General features: G+C 46.8%; 21 protein-coding genes. 1 reads left to right on the plus strand and 20 read right to left on the minus strand.

The annotated features are described in order from the left end of the window. Nucleotide 1 precedes the first annotated feature (1 nt). The 17 genes from G5A70_RS07850 to G5A70_RS07930 all read right to left on the minus strand — a co-directional run bounded on the left by G5A70_RS07850 (nucleotide 2) and on the right by G5A70_RS07930 (nucleotide 16,206). Nucleotides 2–814: a glycerophosphodiester phosphodiesterase family protein gene (locus tag G5A70_RS07850; RefSeq protein ID WP_173749115.1), complete on the minus strand. Its 813-nt coding sequence runs from the start codon at nucleotides 812–814 to the stop codon at nucleotides 2–4. A gap of 3 nt (nucleotides 815–817) precedes the next feature. Then, nucleotides 818–2,104: an MFS transporter gene (locus G5A70_RS07855; RefSeq protein WP_173749116.1), complete on the minus strand. Its 1,287-nt coding sequence runs from the start codon at nucleotides 2,102–2,104 to the stop codon at nucleotides 818–820. A 173-nt stretch (nucleotides 2,105–2,277) separates the two neighbouring features. Continuing rightward, nucleotides 2,278–3,450 (minus strand): NAD(P)-dependent malic enzyme, encoded by a 1,173-nt coding sequence (locus G5A70_RS07860; RefSeq protein WP_173749117.1) that lies wholly within the window; start codon nucleotides 3,448–3,450, stop codon nucleotides 2,278–2,280. A gap of 25 nt (nucleotides 3,451–3,475) precedes the next feature. Further along, nucleotides 3,476–4,423: an L-lactate dehydrogenase gene (locus G5A70_RS07865; RefSeq protein WP_173749118.1), complete on the minus strand. Its 948-nt coding sequence runs from the start codon at nucleotides 4,421–4,423 to the stop codon at nucleotides 3,476–3,478. Nucleotides 4,424–4,448: 25 nt separating this feature from the next. Continuing rightward, complete coding sequence (locus G5A70_RS07870; RefSeq protein WP_173749119.1) at nucleotides 4,449–4,835, minus strand: hypothetical protein; 387 nt, start codon at nucleotides 4,833–4,835, stop codon at nucleotides 4,449–4,451. 127 nt (nucleotides 4,836–4,962) lie between these two features. Continuing rightward, on the minus strand, nucleotides 4,963–5,493 hold the full coding sequence (locus tag G5A70_RS07875; RefSeq protein ID WP_173749120.1) for a Holliday junction resolvase RecU: 531 nt from the start codon (nucleotides 5,491–5,493) through the stop codon (nucleotides 4,963–4,965). 12 nt (nucleotides 5,494–5,505) lie between these two features. After that, nucleotides 5,506–6,045: a signal peptidase I gene (lepB, locus tag G5A70_RS07880; protein WP_173749121.1), complete on the minus strand. Its 540-nt coding sequence runs from the start codon at nucleotides 6,043–6,045 to the stop codon at nucleotides 5,506–5,508. Continuing rightward, entirely contained in the window at nucleotides 6,042–7,022 is a 981-nt protein-coding gene (locus G5A70_RS07885) for an RluA family pseudouridine synthase (protein WP_173749122.1), read from the minus strand. Before G5A70_RS07885 ends, lepB begins: the two co-directional genes overlap by 4 nt. An 8-nt stretch (nucleotides 7,023–7,030) precedes the next feature. Then, a complete protein-coding gene (locus G5A70_RS07890) occupies nucleotides 7,031–7,648 on the minus strand; it encodes a hypothetical protein (protein ID WP_173749123.1) in 618 nt (205 codons plus the stop codon). Between the two features lie 5 nt (nucleotides 7,649–7,653). Beyond that, the gene (locus tag G5A70_RS07895; protein WP_173749124.1) at nucleotides 7,654–8,427 is read right to left on the minus strand and encodes an SDR family NAD(P)-dependent oxidoreductase; all 774 of its coding nucleotides are present in this window, start codon (nucleotides 8,425–8,427) and stop codon (nucleotides 7,654–7,656) included. 4 nt (nucleotides 8,428–8,431) lie between these two features. After that, on the minus strand, nucleotides 8,432–10,345 hold the full coding sequence (locus G5A70_RS07900) for a YgiQ family radical SAM protein (protein WP_173749125.1): 1,914 nt from the start codon (nucleotides 10,343–10,345) through the stop codon (nucleotides 8,432–8,434). Beyond that, entirely contained in the window at nucleotides 10,342–11,025 is a 684-nt protein-coding gene (locus G5A70_RS07905) for an HAD family hydrolase (RefSeq protein ID WP_173749126.1), read from the minus strand. The genes G5A70_RS07900 and G5A70_RS07905 overlap by 4 nt, the downstream gene beginning before the upstream one ends. After that, complete coding sequence (locus tag G5A70_RS07910; protein ID WP_173749127.1) at nucleotides 11,018–11,734, minus strand: pseudouridine synthase; 717 nt, start codon at nucleotides 11,732–11,734, stop codon at nucleotides 11,018–11,020. The genes G5A70_RS07905 and G5A70_RS07910 overlap by 8 nt, the downstream gene beginning before the upstream one ends. Then, on the minus strand, nucleotides 11,734–13,128 hold the full coding sequence (locus tag G5A70_RS07915) for an RsmF rRNA methyltransferase first C-terminal domain-containing protein (protein ID WP_420314201.1): 1,395 nt from the start codon (nucleotides 13,126–13,128) through the stop codon (nucleotides 11,734–11,736). The genes G5A70_RS07910 and G5A70_RS07915 overlap by 1 nt, the downstream gene beginning before the upstream one ends. A gap of 4 nt (nucleotides 13,129–13,132) precedes the next feature. Then, the gene (locus G5A70_RS07920; RefSeq protein ID WP_173749129.1) at nucleotides 13,133–13,960 is read right to left on the minus strand and encodes a GTP pyrophosphokinase; all 828 of its coding nucleotides are present in this window, start codon (nucleotides 13,958–13,960) and stop codon (nucleotides 13,133–13,135) included. Between the two features lie 52 nt (nucleotides 13,961–14,012). Then, entirely contained in the window at nucleotides 14,013–14,723 is a 711-nt protein-coding gene (locus G5A70_RS07925; RefSeq protein ID WP_173749130.1) for a M23 family metallopeptidase, read from the minus strand. A gap of 31 nt (nucleotides 14,724–14,754) precedes the next feature. Next, on the minus strand, nucleotides 14,755–16,206 hold the full coding sequence (locus tag G5A70_RS07930) for an aminoacyl-histidine dipeptidase (protein ID WP_173749131.1): 1,452 nt from the start codon (nucleotides 16,204–16,206) through the stop codon (nucleotides 14,755–14,757). A gap of 146 nt (nucleotides 16,207–16,352) precedes the next feature. Here G5A70_RS07930 and G5A70_RS07935 point away from each other — a divergent pair, with 146 nt between their 5' ends. Further along, nucleotides 16,353–17,321 (plus strand): sporulation protein, encoded by a 969-nt coding sequence (locus tag G5A70_RS07935; protein WP_173749132.1) that lies wholly within the window; start codon nucleotides 16,353–16,355, stop codon nucleotides 17,319–17,321. On the opposite strand, the gene G5A70_RS07940 is transcribed toward G5A70_RS07935, so the two are convergent. Genes G5A70_RS07940 through rsmD form a run of 3 tightly spaced genes read right to left on the minus strand, consistent with a single transcriptional unit; the run spans nucleotide 17,292 to nucleotide 19,032 of the window. After that, nucleotides 17,292–17,954 (minus strand): ATPase, encoded by a 663-nt coding sequence (locus G5A70_RS07940; RefSeq protein WP_173749133.1) that lies wholly within the window; start codon nucleotides 17,952–17,954, stop codon nucleotides 17,292–17,294. The two genes, G5A70_RS07935 and G5A70_RS07940, sit on opposite strands and share 30 nt — an antisense overlap. 23 nt (nucleotides 17,955–17,977) lie before the next feature. Further along, a complete protein-coding gene (gene coaD / locus G5A70_RS07945; protein WP_173749134.1) occupies nucleotides 17,978–18,478 on the minus strand; it encodes a pantetheine-phosphate adenylyltransferase in 501 nt (166 codons plus the stop codon). Further along, nucleotides 18,475–19,032 carry a 16S rRNA (guanine(966)-N(2))-methyltransferase RsmD gene (gene rsmD / locus G5A70_RS07950; protein ID WP_173749135.1) on the minus strand — a complete coding sequence of 186 codons (558 nt, stop codon included), beginning with the start codon at nucleotides 19,030–19,032 and terminating at the stop codon, nucleotides 18,475–18,477. Before rsmD ends, coaD begins: the two co-directional genes overlap by 4 nt. Between the last annotated feature and the right edge of the window lie 17 nt (nucleotides 19,033–19,049).

A 19,049-nucleotide genomic window follows, 5' to 3' on the forward strand; every position in this document is an offset into this window, starting at 1 on the left:
CCTACTCCCGTCCATTCTCCGGCCGGAACCCTTCAAAAATCCAGGCGTCAAACTGTCCTCTGCAGCGTTCCAGCTGATTTTTGCTCTTTACGGTCCAGGCATAAGCCGGACACCGAAAGAGATGTCTGCATATCCATAAGGATACTGCATGCGGACTTCTGCAGTCATAAGCAATAAAGTCCGGTTTCGTAAGGAAATTTAAGAGCAAATGCCGCAGGATGTAATACTGCGGCTTGCGCCACCCTTCTTCCTTCTGGTAATTCATGGAAAGCTGTCCCCTGCACACCTGGGGCCTGTGTTTCCGATACCACAAAAGCACCTGGGGATGAAAGGATTCTATACAGTACGCTCCATGATACTGTTTCAATATTTCATCGGTCTTTTCACAGATTTTGCTCTTTTCTTTGTATTTCAGTTCAATAATCAGAGGTACTTTTCCATCTACCACCTTCAGCACCTCTGTCAAAAGAGGAATCCTCTCTTTTGAAAAAAAGATAGGGTACTGCTGCAGTTCTTCGTAAGTGCATGCGTCCACTTCTTTCTGCACATTGCAGTTTCTCCGCAGATGAAAGTCGTGGGTCACCACGACCTGGTTATCCCTGGTAAGCTGCACATCCAGTTCAATCCCATACCCTGCTTTCACTGCTTTTTCAAAAGCCGCAAGGGAATTTTCCGGCGCATTTCCGGCATTGTTGTGCAGCCCTCTGTGGGCATAATATGTCTCCCGGCTCTTCTGCGGTCTGTGAAATATTCTGGGCATAACAAGCGCCAGATAACCCAGTCCTGTATACCCCATAATCTTCTTTTTGTTCATATGCTAATCCTCCACATCAAAATGCTCTAAAACACTTTTCTTTTCCTGTGGTCTGCTGTCCCCGTGGTGTACCATACTCATGGTCACCATGGCCATGCAGGTGAAAATGCAGGCATAAGGGAAAAGTACACGGTAAGATATATGCTGCATGAAAAACCCCGAAAAAACAGGGGTAAATATCTGGGCAGCCATGGAAAAGGTGTAGTAGACACCTGTGTATTTCCCCACATCTCCCAGAGAGCAGATTTCCACTACCATAGGAAGGGAATTGACACTGACAGAAGCCCAGCCCATGCCAATCAGCACAAAGCCTATATTAATAGCAGGATGATACACCGGGAAAAAGGCTGCCCCCAGATAGCTGAGGAGCAAAAGCACCAGACCTCCCTGGATACACTTTTTCCTTCCGAATTCTTCCGACAGAAAGCCAATGGGAATATAGCTGACAATGGCTGCTGCGGTGGCTATCATCAGGCAGTCCGCAAACCCGCCGCCCTCCAGCTTCCACACCTTTACCGCATATCTGGAAAAGGCAGTCGTCACGGCATTATAAGCAGTAAACCAGAAAAAGATGGAAAGCAATATCATATACAGACTTTTCTTCACTGGTTTTGGAAGTTCGCTGGTATGGGCTGCAACAGCTTCTCCCTGTTCTTTTTCTTCCTGTATCTCTTCTGCTGCAATCTGTGCCGCCAGCTTTTTCTCTCTCACCGTAAGCAGCAAGAGCAAAACGGCCGCTGTCATAATAAAGGCTACGCCTGCAAAAACTCCCGTATAGTCCGGACGGCTGCCGTCTTTTACCAGAAAACGAATCAGCAGCAGCGTATACACACCCCCTACCGCTCCCATAAGATTAATCACTGCATTGGCCTTGCTTCGCAAATGCTTAGGTGTCAAATCCGGCATCAAAGCCACTGCCGGAGAGCGGTAAAGTCCCATGGAAACCAGCAGTACGGCCAGACAAACCACAAACACAAGAAAATTTTCTGTCCGGTCTGCCCCCGGCAGTATCATCAGAAAAACAATCGAGATACCCGTTCCTGCCAGTATAAAAGGCGTCCTCTTTCCCAGAGGCGTATCCGCCTTGTCCGAAAGAGTGCCGAAAAAAGGAAGCAGAAACACAGCCAGCACATTATCCGCGGCCATAATCATTCCCGTGAAAGTTTCATTCAAATGAAACGTATTCTGCAATATCAGCGGAATGATATTGTCGTACATCTGCCAGAAAGCACAGATGGAAAGAAAGGCCAACCCGATAAAAAAGGTGCGGCGGTAATTCAGTTTTTCCATAGTATTCCTCCCCCATAAATTCCCGAAAACAGGAATCCTTTTCTGTAATACGTTTATTTTATCATAGCAGGGCGAAAAAGCATAGAAATTTTTCTTTGCACAGCAGAAAAAGTGCAGCCTCTGTAAAAAGCTGCACTCTTTTGGTTACTTTCTGTATTCTGTTTTCTGTCTTATCAGATTCTTGCCACACCTGTTTTTTTAGCAGCTTCTGCTACAGCCTTTGCTACAGCCGGAGCTACTCTCTTGTCAAACGGATTCGGAATGATGTAATCCGGAGACAGTTTATCCTCTTCTACCAGCTCAGCGATGGCATAAGCAGCTGCCACTTTCATTTCATCGTTAATGTCTTTAGCACGCACATCTAAAGCGCCGCGGAAGATACCCGGGAATGCCAGTACGTTGTTAATCTGGTTCGGGAAGTCGCTTCTTCCGGTTCCCACAACAGCTGCACCTGCATTTTTCGCCAAATCCGGCATGATTTCCGGTGTCGGATTTGCCATTGGGAAGAGGATTGGTTTTTCTGCCATGTTTCTTACCATTTCTTCCGTTACTGTTCCCGGAGCGGATACACCGATGAAGACATCCGCGCCTTTTAATACTTCCTCCAGAGTTCCTTTTTCCATGTTCTGGTTGCAGATTTCTGCCATTTCCTGTTTCTCAGCGTTTAAGTTTTCACGACCTTTGTAGATAGCGCCCTGTCTGTCGCACATCACCACGTTTTTCAGTCCCAGGCTTACCAAAAGTTTGATAATGGCAATACCGGCTGCACCTGCCCCGGAGGTTACCACTTTAATTTCATCCAATTTTTTGCCTGTTAATTTCAATGCATTGATCAGCGCTGCTGCAGTTACCACAGCAGTACCGTGCTGGTCATCGTGGAAAATCGGAATATCACAGCATTCTTTTAATTTTCTTTCGATTTCAAAACATCTCGGTGCAGAAATATCTTCCAGGTTTACACCGCCAAAGCTGCCAGCCAGAAGACTTACGGTTTTTACAATGTCGTCTACATCTTTGGAACGTACACACAGCGGAAAAGCGTCTACATCGCCAAAAGTTTTAAACAGCGCGCATTTTCCTTCCATAACCGGCATACCTGCTTCCGGTCCGATATCACCCAGTCCCAGAACGGCGGTTCCGTCTGTGACAACGGCTACCATGTTGCCGCGGCGTGTGTATTTGTAAGACAAATCCACATCTTCTGAAATTTTCAGACATGGCTCTGCAACGCCCGGTGTATAAGCAACGGACAGTTCTTCCGGTGTCTCGATTTTTGCTCTGCTGATAACTTCAATTTTTCCCTGCCAGTCTTCGTGCTGTTTTAATGCAAATTCTTTTTTATCCATGGTTTTAATCTCCTTTTCTGATGTTTTACTGTTCTTTTACCTGTGCCCAGAAATCTTTCAAAAGCTCTACGGAACGGTTCATAGCTGCTTCTTCTTCCTCATTCATAGGAATTTTGAAAGCTGCTTCAATGCCTTCCCAGCCCACACGGCATGGAAGGGATACGGCAACGCCTGCCCACTTGCCAAAGCTTTCGTCCAGCATATGTGCTACCGGAAGAATTGCGCTGTTGTCCTTCATAATGGTTTCTACAATGGTGGAAACCGCCATGGCCACACCATAGAAGGTTGCGCCCTTTAAGCCAATAATTTCTGCACCGCCGTTTTTGGTATGTTCTGCCAGTTCCTCTTTGTCAAGAGTAATTCCAACCTGCCTTGCGTACTCTTCCAGAGGAAAGCCTCCTACCGTTGCAGAGCTTAACACAGCCACCTGGCTGTCTCCGTGCTCTCCTGTAATATAAGCCTTTATATCCTCTACATTTACATGCAGTCTGGAACTTAAATTATAGCGAAGTCTTGCGGTATCCAAAGAGGTTCCGCTTCCGATAACCCGGTTTGCCGGAAGTCCTGATGTTTCCAGAACCGCCATGGTAGTAATGTCTGCAGGATTGGATACCACCAGAATCAACGGATTTTCCGCATATTTCATAATGTTCTCTGTAATGCTCTTTACAATGGATACATTGGTTTTTGCCAGTTCCAGACGTGTCTGTCCCGGTTTTCTGGCAATTCCTGCTGTGATAATGATAATCTGTGCATCCCGGCATTCCTCATAACCGCCCTGTCTAACCCAGACCTGCTTGTGGAAACTGGTTCCATGGGCAATGTCAATGGCCGCTCCTTTTGCCCGGTCTTCATTGACATCAATCAGTACAATGTCGTTGGCCTGTGCTCTTACCATCAGGGTGTAGGCAATGGCCTCACCTACATTCCCTGCACCTACTACTACAATTTTGTCTCTATGCGTATTTTTCATTTTTCTCATGCGCTCCTTTTTCTTTTTATGCCCTGCCCTTTTCGCTGTGCTGCAAAAAAGGCGGCGCTCTTAAAGCGCTCCGTATAGTGCTGGTTTCCCTTGGCCGAATCCATCCGCAGTTCTGCTTACTATAGCTGCAGACCTCCTCTGGCTTCTTCCGTCCCCCCGCTTGCTGCCATACAGCCTGCTGCCCAAACGTAGCTTTCCCTTTTTTCACTCCGTAGAGGAGATGTTTTACATCTCGATGTACCAGAGCATGTCCTACAGGTCTCGTCCGTCGTTCCAATCCTTCTTCTGCGCTTTCCTGCTCTTTCGGCTGTACCGCACTGCCCTGTATACAAAAAATGGTGGTCTGTGCCAACAGAAACACAGAAAGAAATGTCCACGTCAGTACCTGTTTTCTGCCCTTCATGTGTCCACCCCTTTCTCTGCTTTTATGCACAACCACCAAATTCCTCTTTGTTAAAAAATTCACTTTTTAGGAAATTCTAACATAAAGTCTTGAGAGTGTCAATTCTTCTTTTTATTTATTTTACCCTTTATCTGCTCTCCAAATCTTTCTGTATTCCCTCCAAAAAAGGAACCATAATACTGCCTGTCCTCTGCAGAAACCACCGGGGCGAAAGTTCGCTGTATTTGAAGTGTTTCCTTCCCCCATTCTGCCCCCGTTCCCAAAAGGCATACATCTCTTGAAAAGGCATGTAATAGATTTCATCTCTGTGAGAAAAATAGAGAATCAAAAAAGCAATCCCCTGCTGCTTCTCAAAGTCTTTCATAAACTCCACCTGATGAGCATGAATATTCTGCAGGGGAAAATTATCTGTGCAGCACTCCTTTGCGTCAAAACACACTGGAATTCCCTGGACAGCCCCAATATAGTCCACCGTACTTTTCTGGTCAAAATAGGCCAGGGTAATGTGACGGCTGTTCTGGTCAATGCGCACCGGCGTAATGGGGGTGGGCACTTTCTGAATCAGCGCCAGCTTTTTCTCCCTGTACTGCTGACAGGTTCGGTTAATCAATTCCTCTAAGGTAGAGCCGCGAAGCCCTCTGGAACTCCATGTAGCCATAATGCCGCCTTTCTATTTCAGAACCTCAATGCCCGGAAAATACCGCAGCACTGCCTTTCCCAATATCTTTTCTTTCTTCACATAGGGTTTGTCCCACATACGGGAATCCCTGGAATTATTCCGGTTGTCCCCCAGCATGAAATAACAACCCTCCGGTACAGTGTATGGTCCAAAGTTTCCCACAGGGGTTTCAGGGGTAAAGCTGTCATCCAAAGGCGTATCCGAACCATTGATATACACCTTTCCTTCCCGGATTTCCACGGTTTCCCCTGGCAGACCGATAACCCTTTTGATAAATCTCTGACTTTCATCATCCGGATACTTAAAGATTACAATATCAAATCTCTCCGGATCGTCAAACAAATAGGCCAGACGGTTTCCGAAAATCCGGTCCCCGGTCATAATGGTGTTCTCCATGGATTCTGAGGGAATCACCGCATTAATCAGCAGGAAATTGTCCACCACCAAAACCACAATGACAACAAAAAGTATCATTTTCACATACTCCCACAGTTCCTTCCACAAAGATTTTTTCTTAAATGGTTTGCTCATAGCTTCATCTCCCTTATGTTTATCCCTTTTAGCACCTGCTGAAACAAGTCGGGTACCGGTGCCGTCACTTCTTTTCCCGCCAGATTTTCCAATCTCTTTTCGGACTTTGGAAATTCCAGCTTCCAGGCATGCAAAAGCTGATACTGCACCCCATATTTTTGGCAATACTTCTCATTCACCCTGGCGTCCCCGTATTTAAAGTCTCCGATAACCGGATGCCCCGTACCTGCCAGATGGCTTCGGATTTGGTGGGAACGTCCGGTTAAAAGCTGCACCTTCAAAAGCGTATCCCCATTATCCCCCACAGCCAGCGGCTCGTATTTTGTCTCAATGGGCAGACTTCCCTCTCTTTTCCGGCTGCACAGGGTCACTTTGTTCCGCTTCTCATCTTTCCACAGATACCCCTTAATATGGGCTGCTTCCCGGATTTCTCCTTTTACCAGAGTCAGATAATATTTGTGCATACTTCTCTCCTGAAAACACCGGGACAATTCCTGCAGACCCTGTACGGTTTTCCCGGCCGCCACCAGACCGCTGGTATTTCTGTCCAGACGGTTGCACACACCGGGACGGAAAGTCCGCAAATCCTCTTTGGTAAGGCTTCCCGTCTCCAGCAGATATCCGGTGAGATATTCCACCAGAGAAACATCCTCCTTTTCTGCTTTCTGAGACAGCATACCCGCCGGCTTGTTCACAAAAAGTACCTGTTCATCTTCATAAACAATATCCAAAGCCGTTTTTTCTCCCTGTTTTACCTGTCCGCAAAATTTTTCCAGCGTTTCCTCGGAAAAAAACAGCTTCACCACATCTTCTGTTTTCAGTTTTTCGCTTCCGTCTGCCTTCTTTCCGTTTAAGGTAATATTTTTCTTGCGGAGCATTTTATAAATAAAACTTTTTGGAGCTTCCTTTAAATACTTACCCAGAAATTTATCCAGCCTCTGTCCGCTTTCCATTTCTTTTATGATTAACTGCTTCATACTTTCTCCTACAGGGAAATTGCGTGAATCACCCGCATGATTTTCCCGTTTCTCGTCAGATTGGGTTCTGCCGGGTCCGGACGGAATTTTATGTCTTTTTCCAGCGATTCCCTGTGTTCCCACATGGAATCCAGACGGGACGTGTAATCCCCAAGTCTGGTGAAAATTTTCACGCTGACATAAAAACCGTTCTGCCGCAGAATGTCCTGTATATGTTTTTCTGTAAAAGCCGTATCCGTCTTTGCTCTGCTGGTGTATCCCACAACCGTATTGCCGCACACAGCAATGGAATCCACGAAAGACTGTTTCTCATAGGCGGAAATCACCAGTTCATAGGAACAGGTCAGTCCCTTTTTATGCTTTTCTATCTGTTCGTAGTCTTCCCGTTTCATGGGCTTCTGCATATACATCATAATCATGCCCACAGCAAATTTGCACGCAGGAAGACAGGCAACTACAGCTACAACAGTAAAAACGGTATTTCTCGTTCTGTGAATATATAAACCTGTAAAAAATACCAGAAGGGGGGCAAGAAGCGCCAGTATCGTATACAGGGTCCTCTTTTTCTGCTGGCTTTTGATATAACCGTAATCGCCCTTCTGTATTTTCTGTTTTGTTTTACTCATGTTTTCTATGCTCCTCTTTTGTCTCCATACATACACCTCATAATCATCCTGTGCGGAACTATTTTGCAGAAAATTCTGGTAACCTTCATGGAAATGCCGTACACGGAAAGTTCTCTACCTCTTTCAGCATCCTTTAAAGCTTTTTTTACCACCTTTTTTGCAGAAGCAATAAAGGGTTTCTTGTATGCAGGCATCTGCTCTTTTCCGCCCATCTTATCCAGAAACGGCGTATCCACCGGTCCGGAACACACTGCCGTTACTCTGGCGCTTCTCTTTAGTTCCACGTTCAGAGCCCTGGCAAAGCTGAGTACATAAGCTTTTGAAGCCGCATAAACCGCAAAACCCGGCTGCGGCACAAAAGCCGCGCCGCTGGCCAGTAAAAGAAGGTGCCCCTTTTTGCAGTAGGGAAGACAGAGTTTTGTCACCGCAGTAAGCGCCGTGCAGTTTAACTCAATCATGTTTTGCAAATCAGACAAACCGGTTTCTTCCACGGTTTTCTGCACTCCTGCTCCGGCGCTGCACACCAGCCAGGCTATCCTGGGACGTTCCTGTCTCAGAGCTGCTGCCAAAGTATCTAAATCCTTTGGACTGGTAATATCCAATGCAAAAACCCTCACCTTGGAAACCTCTCTTTGCAGTTTCTCCAGTGCTTCCCGATTTCTGGCTATTGCCCACACTTCTTCTATGAAAGGCTTCTGTTCTCCTATCTGCCGGACAAATTCCGTTCCCATGCCACAAGAGGCTCCGGTCACCACCGCAATGGTTTTTCCTGTTTCCATTTTCTCACCTTCCACCTGATTTTTTCTTATGCACATTTCGTATGGATTTTTTCTTTCTGCCGTTTTCCCTGCTGTTTACCTGTTTCTTCTGAAAATCCCGGACATGTTCTTTCTCCGGTTTGCCTTTTCCGCCTCTTGGCCGAATCAGACATTTTTTATCAAAACCAATCAAATCGCTTCTGCCGCTCTTTAAAAGGGCTTCTTTTACCAGTTCATAGTTTTCCGGATTTTTGTACTGGAGAAGGGCTCTCTGCATGGCCTTTTCCCTGGCGCTTTTCGGTACATAGACCTTTTCCCCGGTTCTGGGGTCCAGCCCGGTGTAATACATACAGGTAGACATGGTAGACGGTGTGGGATAGAAATCCTGCACCTGCTCCGGCATAAAGCCCATATCCCGCACATACTCTGCCAGCTTCACAGCCTCCTTTATGGTACAGCCCGGATGAGAGGACATGAGATACGGCACTACAAACTGTCTTTTCCCGGATTTCTCATTGGCCCGCTGGAATTTTTTCAGAAACTCTTCGTACACCTTATGTTCCGGTTTTCCCATATAGTACAACACATGGTCGGATACATGTTCCGGCGCTACTCTTAACTGTCCGCTGACATGATAAGCAGCCAGTTCGTTTAAAAATTCCGGCGAAGGATCTGCATTGACATAGTCGAAGCGAATACCGGAGCGGATAAACACTTTCTTAATTCCCGGCAGATGGCGCAGCTTCCGAAGAAGTTCCAGGTAATCCCTGTGGTCTGCCTCCAGATTTTTGCAGGGCTTTGGAAACAGACACTGCCGGTTGGTACAAATCCCCTTTGTCATCTGCTTTTTGCAGGAAGGGTGACGAAAATCTGCTGTAGGGCCGCCCACATCGTGAATATACCCCTTAAAGTCCGGCTTCTCTCTATAACTTTCGGCTTCCCGCAAAATGGACCCGTGACTTCTGGTCTGGACAATCCTTCCCTGATGAAAAGCCAGAGCGCAGAAATTACAGCCGCCAAAGCAGCCCCGGTTGCTGGTGATACTGAACTGAATCTCTTCAATAGCCGGAATTTTCCCCTGCTTTTCATACATGGGATGATATGTTCCCATATACGGCAACTCATAGACCTCATCCATTTCCTTCTGTGTCAATGGTTTTGCAGGGGGATTCTGTACCACAAACCCTTTCGTTCCATAGGATTCTGCCATCACCTTTCCGGTAAAGGGGTCTGTATTCTCATACTGAATCCGAAAACTCCCGGCATAGGCTTCTTTTTTTGCAGATAACGCTTCAAAAGAGGGCAGCAAAATCCCCTCCGGCGCTTTTTTTGCCTTATACACCGTCCCCGGCACAAAAGTAATAGAACTTACAGGAATTCCCTTATCCAGAGCCTCGGCAATTTCCAGAATACTGTGTTCTCCCATACCGTAAGAAATCAAATCCGCTCCGGAATCCATAAGCACAGAACGTTTCATGCTGTCTGACCAGTAATCGTAATGGGCCAGTCTGCGAAGAGAAGCCTCAATGCCCCCCAGAATCACCGGCGTGTCCTTATACGTCTGACGAATCAGATTGCCGTAAACCGTCACCGCCCGGTCCGGGCGCAGCCCCATCTGTCCGCCCGGAGAATAGGAATCCTGCCTTCGGTGCTTTTTCGCCACGGTATAGTGGTTCACCATAGAATCCATATTTCCTGCAGAAACCAGAAAGGCCAGCCTGGGCTCTCCAAAAACGGAAATGCTCTCTTTTTTCCGCCAGTCGGGCTGGGAAATAATACCTACGGAATACCCCCGGCTCTCCAGAAGACGGGTAATAATGGCCGCTCCAAAGGAGGGATGGTCTACATAAGCGTCTCCGCTGATATAGACAAAATCCGGCTGCCAGATGCCTCTCTCTTCCATTTCCGCTCTGGTGACAGGCAAAAATTCTCTGCTCATACACACGCTCCTTTTTGTGCTTCATTTTCCAGAACTTCCAGATAATCCTGCACATACCAGTCCGCCAGTTCCCGCTTCTGTCTCTCCTGCTTTTTACTGTAAGCGTCTTCTATGGCACAGACTTTCATGCCCGCCCGCTTTCCGGCCAGGATTCCCATGGGAACATCTTCAAACACCAGACAGTCTTCAGGCGCTGCTCCCAATCCCTGAGCAGTTTTCAGGTATACATCCGGCGCAGGCTTGCTCTTTGGCACCTCGCAGCAGGTGGTAATACAGTCGAAATACGCTTCTATATTATGTGCTTTTAAAACCTCTGCAATCAGTTCCCGGCTGTTGCTGGAACTGATTCCCACAGAAATTTTCCGCTTCTTTAATTCTTTCAGAAATTCCAGAGCCCCCGGTTTTAGGGGAACCTCATGACAATATTTTTCCCTGGACATCAAAAGCCAGGTCTCCTTAATTTCTTCCAGGGAATCTTCTATCTGAAACCGCTCTTTGAAAAACTTTGCAGTTTCTGTAAATCCCATGCCTTCCAGTTCATCCTGAAAAGCCTCTAAATCTTCCGGTATGGAAACTTTTTTTGCCGCCAGATATTCCATGTCAATGGACTTCCACATCCACATGGAATCCACCAGTGTGCCGTCCAAATCAAAAATAACGGCCTTTATGTTCTCAAGCATGTTCCTTCAACCTCTCTATTTCTTCCTGAGTTAATTCCCGGTACTCTCCCGGCTGCAGCTTTTCGTCCAACTGCAGGCTGCCCATGGACAGCCGCTTCAAATACACCACTTCATTGTCCACAGCCTGAAACATTCGTTTCACCTGATGAAATTTCCCCTCCCGGATGGTCAGCAGTACCTGGTCTTTTTCTCCCTGATACCAGTTAGCTGCGGCAGGCAGAGTTTTCTCTTTTTCTCCAATATCCACGCCGCTTTCCAGCTGTTTTAATTCTTCTTCAGACACCGAATACCGCAGCTTTACCAAATAGGTTTTATCTACATGTTTTTTCGGCGCCAGCAGATTGTGAGCCAGTTCCCCGTCGTTGGTAATCAGCAGTAAACCTTCCGTATCCTTATCCAGCCGCCCTACCGGAAACAAATCCTTCCGTTTTTTGGAGACAAGCAAATCCAGCACGGTTTTGTCCCGCTTATCCTCTGTGGCAGACACCACGCCCTGAGGTTTGTGCAGCATATAGTAAGAAAACGTTTCATAAGCCAGACACTTACCGCCGGCCGCCACCCGGTCTTCTTCGATGTCAATTTTATAGTCCGGAGTCTTTACAATTTCCCCGTTTACCGTCACGCTTCCCTTGCGAATTTGCTGCTTTACCTGGGAGCGGGTGCCAAGACCCATATCTGCCAGATATTTATCCAGTCTTATTTTTCCCATTACTGTAATCTCCAACCTGCATAATACTTGTTCTTCAAAATGCCCCTGTCCAGCTTGCCAAAGCCCAGCGGAAAGCCGTCCACACACACTAACTGCCAGCCTTTTGCCTGTGCCGGCTCCTGCTCGGATACTTCTATGGTCTCTCCCTTTAAATACTTTACAGTACGTACATCGTCTCCGGAAAGCCAAATGCAGGAAGCAAAGGTTTCCGGAGAGAGAGCCATAGCCAGAGCCTGGCTGGGTTCAAAACGATTTTTCTTGATATCCCCCAGATACAGCCCGGTGCGCAGATAGCGAAGTCTGGGCATCTGCACCTCTTCTGGCAGGAAATACAGCCGGTCTTTTTCTATCTGAAAACGGCCCTTGTTAAAATCCAGAGATACCAGTTTTAAAAATTCCTCCACACAGGCAGGCAAGTCTGTTTTTTTCTTCTCACCTGCTGCCTTTGCACCATTCCTGTCCTCCTCTTTGAGTCCTTTTTTCCGCAAAAGCGCAGCAAAATGTCCTTCTCCCGGCATTCTATGAGGAAAAATACGGATACAGGAAGCCAACTGCCGATTCACTTCCTCCGAAACCTCTTCCAGAGGAAATCCATGGACAAAGCCTTCATACCATACCGGAGTAACCACCTCCATATCCTCTCTTCTGCTCAAAAGATGGGCAATCACTTCCTCATTTTCCTTTTTGGAAAATGTACAGGTGGAATACAGCAGCATACCGCCGGGACGCAGCATTTGGGCCCCCTGCTCCAGAAGTTTCTTCTGAATCTCAGCATAGTAAGCGGGCGGTTTTTCCTCCCAGTATTCTGCCATTTTAGGCTCTTTATGAAACATGCCTTCCCCAGAACAGGGGGCATCAATTAAAATCTTGTGAAAAAATTCCGGAAACTGCCTGGTAAGCTTTTCCGGGTCTTCGCTGGTAACGTAAATATTCGGAATTCCTGCCAGTTCCAGATTTTTAAGCAGCGCCTTGGCACGGCTGTTGCTGATATCATTGGCAAGCAAAAATCCTGTTCCCTTCAGCTTCGCTCCCAGTTCCGTGGCCTTTCCCCCCGGCGCGGCACACAAATCCAGCACATAGTCCCCAGCTTCTACGGGTAGACGGCTGGCCGGTGTCATGGCGCTGGGCTCCTGCAGATAGTAAAGCCCTGCAAAGTAATAAGGATGGCGGGAGGGCGGCTGACTGCTCTCCCTGTCTATGTAGTATCCGTTCTCTATCCAGGGTACCTGCTCCTTTCCAAAAGGAGTCATACTCTCCCACTTTTCCTTTGTCAGCTTATAAGTGTTCACTCGCATTCCCTGCCTGAGAGGCTGTTCATAAGTCTTCAGATACGCCTCAAATTCCTGCCCCAAAAGGCCTCGCATTTCTTCTTCGTAATCTTTCGGCAACTTTATCATTTTATTGCATTTCCTCTATTTCCTCGTATGTAAGCGCCTGAGCCCGGTACCCTTCCGCCAGAATATCCAGCTCCCTGTGGAACCGCTCCAGCTGCTCCAGCTCTCCGTTTTTGTAAATCCGGTAAAATTCATCCTGTATTTTCGCCACTTCCCGCTGATTCGAATAGTGGTACAGATTTTCTATGTTATTCAGAATATCCGCCACCAGATTGGACTGGTGCAGCATGGAATTCTGGGCGTCCATAACCTCGTTTCGCACGGAAGACATTTCCGCATCCAGCTGCAGAATGGAATCTGCAGCCCGGCTCAGCCTCTTCGCCAGATGAGGCGGCATATTGCCCTTGTATTTGTACTGCAAAGAGTGCTCAATGGTGGCCCAGAAATTCATGGCCAGTGTTCTTATCTGGATTTCTGCCCGGATTTCCTTACGTCCGTTTAAAGTTTCTGTGGCGTAGAGGATAATCATATGGTAACTGCGATAGCCGCTTTCTTTCATGTGAGTCACATAATCTTTTTCCTCCAGCACCTGCATATCACTGCGCCTGCGGATTAATTCAGCTACCTTCTCAATATCCTCATAAAACTGGCAGATAATACGGACGCCTGCAATATCCTCCACCTTTTCCTCCAATTCATCCCAGGAAATGTTTTTTTTCTGCATTTTCTCCAGAATGCTGTTAATGGACTTTACCCGTCCGGTCACCTGCTCAATAGGGGAATACAGGTCTTTTTCTTTGTGTTCTTTTTTCAGCTGATTAAATTTCATGACCAGTTCCTTCACTGCAAGCTCATAAGGAATCAGCAGTTCGCGCCATAAACGTATTTCCATAAAACATTACTCCTTAACTATATCCATAAAGTATAGCATATTTTTTTTCTTTTTAATAGAAAAAATTTTTCTGCCTTTTCTGTAAAAACTGCAGCACCGGATATGGATTCAACGCATGGTCTTCCTCTGTCTGTGTCCGCACATAAATACCCAGGTGCAAATGCGGTACAAATTTTCCTGCAGTTCCTTCTTCCCCGTATCCCGTATCACCCAGAAACCCCAGGACTTCTCCCGCCTTTATCTGCTCCCCTGTCTGAAATTCCCGCGCATAAGAAGACAGATGAGCGTAGTAGAAATAACCGCCTCCGGGACTTCGGATGCCGATTCTGTATCCGCCCAGAGGCAACCATCCCACCTTTTCCACGATTCCGTCAGTCATACTGAGAATGGGATAATATCCGCTTTTTTCCTCTCTGCCGAAAATATCACAGCCTTCGTGCAGCCGTTCTCCCTGAAATGTCCGCCTGGCATGCCAGGAATTTTCAAAGAAAAACTGCTGTCCCTGCACCTCTTTTCGCCCGGCTGCGGGAAAATACTGCAAATCTTCCCAGAAAATACCATAGAGCCTGATTTCTTCTGCCGGAATTTCCAGCCGCTCCAACATTCTCGTAGGAATCCCTCTGTCTCTCAAATCCTGCAAAGACGTTTTTTCTCTCAGATGCCCTGCCGTCTGCGTGTCCAGAAACAAAAGCAGGCACAGCCCCAGCAGCCATTTTCGCACAAAAATTCCTCCGTCTGCCCACAGTTTTACCTTACATATCATTCTATGTGCCTACGGAGGAATTTATGACTTTTTAAGCCCTTATTCTTTTTAATACTTCCAGAAGATACTTCCAGACCCTTTCCACTGAGGAAATGGACAGCTTCTCTTCTGTGGTGTGAATGTTCTGCATATCAGGTCCCAAAGACACGCAGTCCAGACCCGGAATTTTTTCATAAAAGAGACCACACTCTAAGCCTGCATGAATAACCTTGACCTCCGGCTCTTTTCCATACATTTCCCTGAATACCTCTGTCATAACAGGACGCAGGCTGGAATCCTGACGGTATTCCCAGGCCGGATAATCTCCTTCGATATCAAAGCTGCCGCCCAGAAATTCTGTAAGATATGCAATTTTATCTGCCAGAGCCTGTTTTGCGCTTCCCACGGAGCTGCGCACACTGGCAGTTCCGCACAACGCTTCCGGTGTCAGACTGGTGATTCCCAAATTACAGGAGGTTTCTACCAAATCCTCGATAAAACCGCACATTTTCTGGATACCGTTTGGATAATGCAGCAGAAAGAACAGCACCTTTTCCTGACTCACCGGGTGCAGAACCGGCTCTGTGCCTTCACCCAGAGCTTCCACGGTTACCGTAATACCTTCGTCACTTCCGGTGTATTCTCTGCGGAGTGTTTCCGTAAAGGTTTCCGCATAAGCACCCAGCGCTTTTCCGTCTTCTGCATCCGCCAATACCAGCGCCTCTGCCTTCCGGGGAATAGCATTGTCTTTCTGTCCGCCTGTAAGTTCCGCCAGGGCATACTCTGCCCCGCCTTCTGCCTCATGAAGAAATCTGGCCAGAAGAATGGTTGCATTTGCCCGGTTTTTATCAATTTCCGCACCGGAGTGCCCGCCTTTTAAACCGGATACGGTAACCTTCCACTTCTCATTTGTATACTCCTGATACCGTACGGGAAGTTTGGATACTGCTGTCATGCCGCCTGCACAGCCGGCCCACAGATATCCTTCCTCCTCCGAATCCAGATTCAGCAGATACTTTGCCTTAAGAGGCGCAGTATCCAGCGCTGCCGCGCCTAAAAGTCCGATTTCCTCATCCACAGTAATCACTACTTCCAGAGCCGGGTGCTGCAGTGTGTCATCCTCTAAAATTGCCAGGACATAGGCCACGGCAATACCATCATCCCCTCCTAAAGTAGTATCTTTGGCATAGATAAAATCGCCGTCAATTCCCAGCCGCAGCGCATCTTTGGCAAAATCATGACTGCTTTCCAGTTTTTTCTCACATACCATGTCCATATGTCCCTGCAGCATAACCACAGGCGCTTTTTCATAACCTTCTGACGCGTCCTTAAAAATTACCACATTGTTGCTTTCGTCCTGTATATAGCGAAGTCCCCGCTTTTTCGCAAATTCCACCAGATAATCACTGATTTCCTTTGTATTTCCCGAACCATGAGGAATTTTTGTCAGTTCCTCAAAATAATAAAAAACTCTCTTTGGCTCTAAATTTTCTAAAACTGCCATTTCTGTTACCTCCTGCTGTTTTTCTATGATTCATTTTTACACATTCTGGGACAAATAGCAAGTCCCATTCCCATTTCGGACATAGCCGGATTTTCTGGTTCATATAGTAAGACAAAGAAGCATCCCAACTTTTTCGGGGGATTTTTATGAAACGTGCCTTTTCTTTTCTTCCTTTTATTCTTTTTTTCTGTCTGCTCCTGTTCTTTCCCAGGCAGTCCCTTCTGGGGGCAAAGACCGGGCTGATGTTGTGGTTCTTCACACTCCTGCCCTCCATGCTGCCCTTTCTTATCCTGTCCTCTCTGTTTGTGCACCTGGAGGTTTTGGAGAAACTCTTTGGCCGGGGCGCTTCTTTCTGGCGCAGGGCATTCGGACTTTCTCCCCAGGGAACTTACGCCCTCTTTATGGGGATTTTCTGCGGTTATCCCATGGGAGCCAAAGTCACGGCTGATTTGTACCGAGGCCAGCGTATTACCAGACAGGAGGCTGATTATCTGCTGACCTTTTCCTGTCATCCGGGCCCCTCCTTTCTCTCTGCCTATCTCTGTGTGGAAATTCTCGGAAGGGAAGACGTGACCGGATGGACTTATCTGGTGATTTACCTGTCCTCTTTTCTGTGTTCCCTGATGTTTCGCCCTTCCCGCAGGCGACAGTCTGTACCGGAAACCCCGGCTGTTTCTGCACCTTTCCGGGAAAACTTAAAAAAAGAGACATCCGCCTCCCTGTCTCTGGGAGAAGCCCTGGATGCCTCTATCTTAAATGCATTCCTATCCATCACCAAGCTGGGAGGATATATGATTTTGTTTTCAGTTTTACAAAGTTTCCTGAAGACATGGCTTCCAGCAGTTCCCTGTATCCGTTATCCGGTACTGGGACTTATGGAAATCACCACCGGGCTTTCTGCTCTTTCCCAAAGCCGGCTGCCCTTTTCCCTGCTCTACATTCTCACCGTATCCTTTACTTCATTTGGCGGTCTATGCGTAGCAGCCCAGACAAAATCCATGCTGGCCGATACAGATTTGTCTCTTATCCCTTATCTGAAAGGAAAGCTTTGCTGTCTTACCATTACTCTGGCTCTGACCTTTTTCTTAGTCGAAGTCGTCAAAGTCATCGTCTAAATCATCATCGTAATCATCCGGTTCATAGGAATCCGCCTGTGCAGGGGACGGTGCTGCAGCCTCTTCCTGTACAGGCGCACTGCCGCCCTGTGTAAGCTGCGGAGAAAGCTCTGCACGGTTCTGTTTGATAACATCTACAGAAGCCTGCAGGGTACGGACAAATTCATTGTACTTAGCAGCCGCATCCTCTAACATAGAAGAAGCAATCTGTCCCATATTTGCCATCATTTCATCCGTATAGGAAACTGCGCTGAGACGCAGATTGTTTGCGTCATTGGTTGCTGCATCAATGATAGCCTGTGCCTGCTGGTTTGCACTGTTTACAGTCTCATTGGCCTGTGCATACGCCTGCTGCATGACTTCAGATTCTTTTACCATTTCCTGTACCTGTTTCTTGGTATCTTCAATGATATTATCTGCCTTTGCCTGGGCGTCCTGCAGAATTGCATCCTTGTTGCTGATGATTTTCTGGTATCGTTTAATTTCATCAGGAGTTTTCAGACGCAGTTCTCTTAAAAGTTCTTCGATTTCTTCTTTATTCACAATGATTTTCGTTGTGGATAAAGGCTGATATTTACAACTCTCTACATATTCTTCAATTTCTTCAATAATCTGTTCAATTCTGCTGCTCATTTCTTAATTCTCCTTATCGTATCTCATTCTGTTTTTTCCGAATGTCTGTTTCTGTATTTTTCTTCCACCCTCTGCACCACATATTCCGGCACAAATTTGGAAATATCCGCCCCAAAAGAAGCTGCTTCCTTTACCGTGGTGGAACTTAAATAGGCATACTGGAGACTGGTAGTCAAAAACATGGTGTCGATATCCATTGCCAGTACCCGGTTTGTCTGCGCCATCTGCAGTTCATATTCAAAATCTGTAATTGCCCGCAGACCGCGGATAATAACCTTTGCTTCGCAGCTCCGTGCAAAATTCACGGACAAACCGTCGAAAGACTGCACCTTTACATTTGGTATGTCTTTTGTTATATACTCTAATATATTAACACGTTCCGCAACAGAAAACAACGGACTTTTTGCAGAATTATTCAAAACTGCCACAATTACCTCGTCGAAAAGCTCTGCCGCCCTTTTTATAATATCTAAATGTCCATAGGTCGCCGGGTCAAAGCTTCCCGGATAAATTGCTCTTGTCATTTTGGTGCCTTTCTTATGAAAACATGCTGATTTGTCTTATACTGTTTCACTTTTTCCGTGAAAAATCCGTACTCTTCCAGATAATCGAATTTTGTAGAAAGAGAAGCTTCCACAATAATCCGTGTGTTCTCATCCACACAGGCTGCCCCGCGCAGCTGCTCCAGTACCTGCTTCTCCAGTTCCCTGTCATAAGGAGGGTCCATAAAAATACAGTCAAAAGGCTCTGCCTCCTGCAGAGAAGACAGAACACCAAAAACGTCCTGGCTGTATACCTGGGCTTTGGACGCAAGTCTGGTAAATTTCAGATTCTCCTCTATAACAGCGGCTGCTCTTCTGTTTTTTTCAATAAAGGCACAAAAGTCTGCCCCTCTGCTTAAAGCTTCAATCCCAATGCCCCCGCTGCCTGCAAAAATATCCAGAAATCTGCACTGGCAAAGATAGGGCTGCAGCATATTAAACAGCGTCTCTTTAATACGGTCTGTGGTGGGGCGGGTCTCCAGCCCCGGAATGGTTTTAAGCGGCATACTTTTTGCACTGCCTGCAATTACTCTCATATCTTCTGTCCTTTTTT

The sequence above is a fragment of the Blautia hansenii genome (genome assembly GCF_013304445.1).
In the GTDB taxonomy this organism is placed as follows: domain Bacteria; phylum Bacillota; class Clostridia; order Lachnospirales; family Lachnospiraceae; genus Blautia.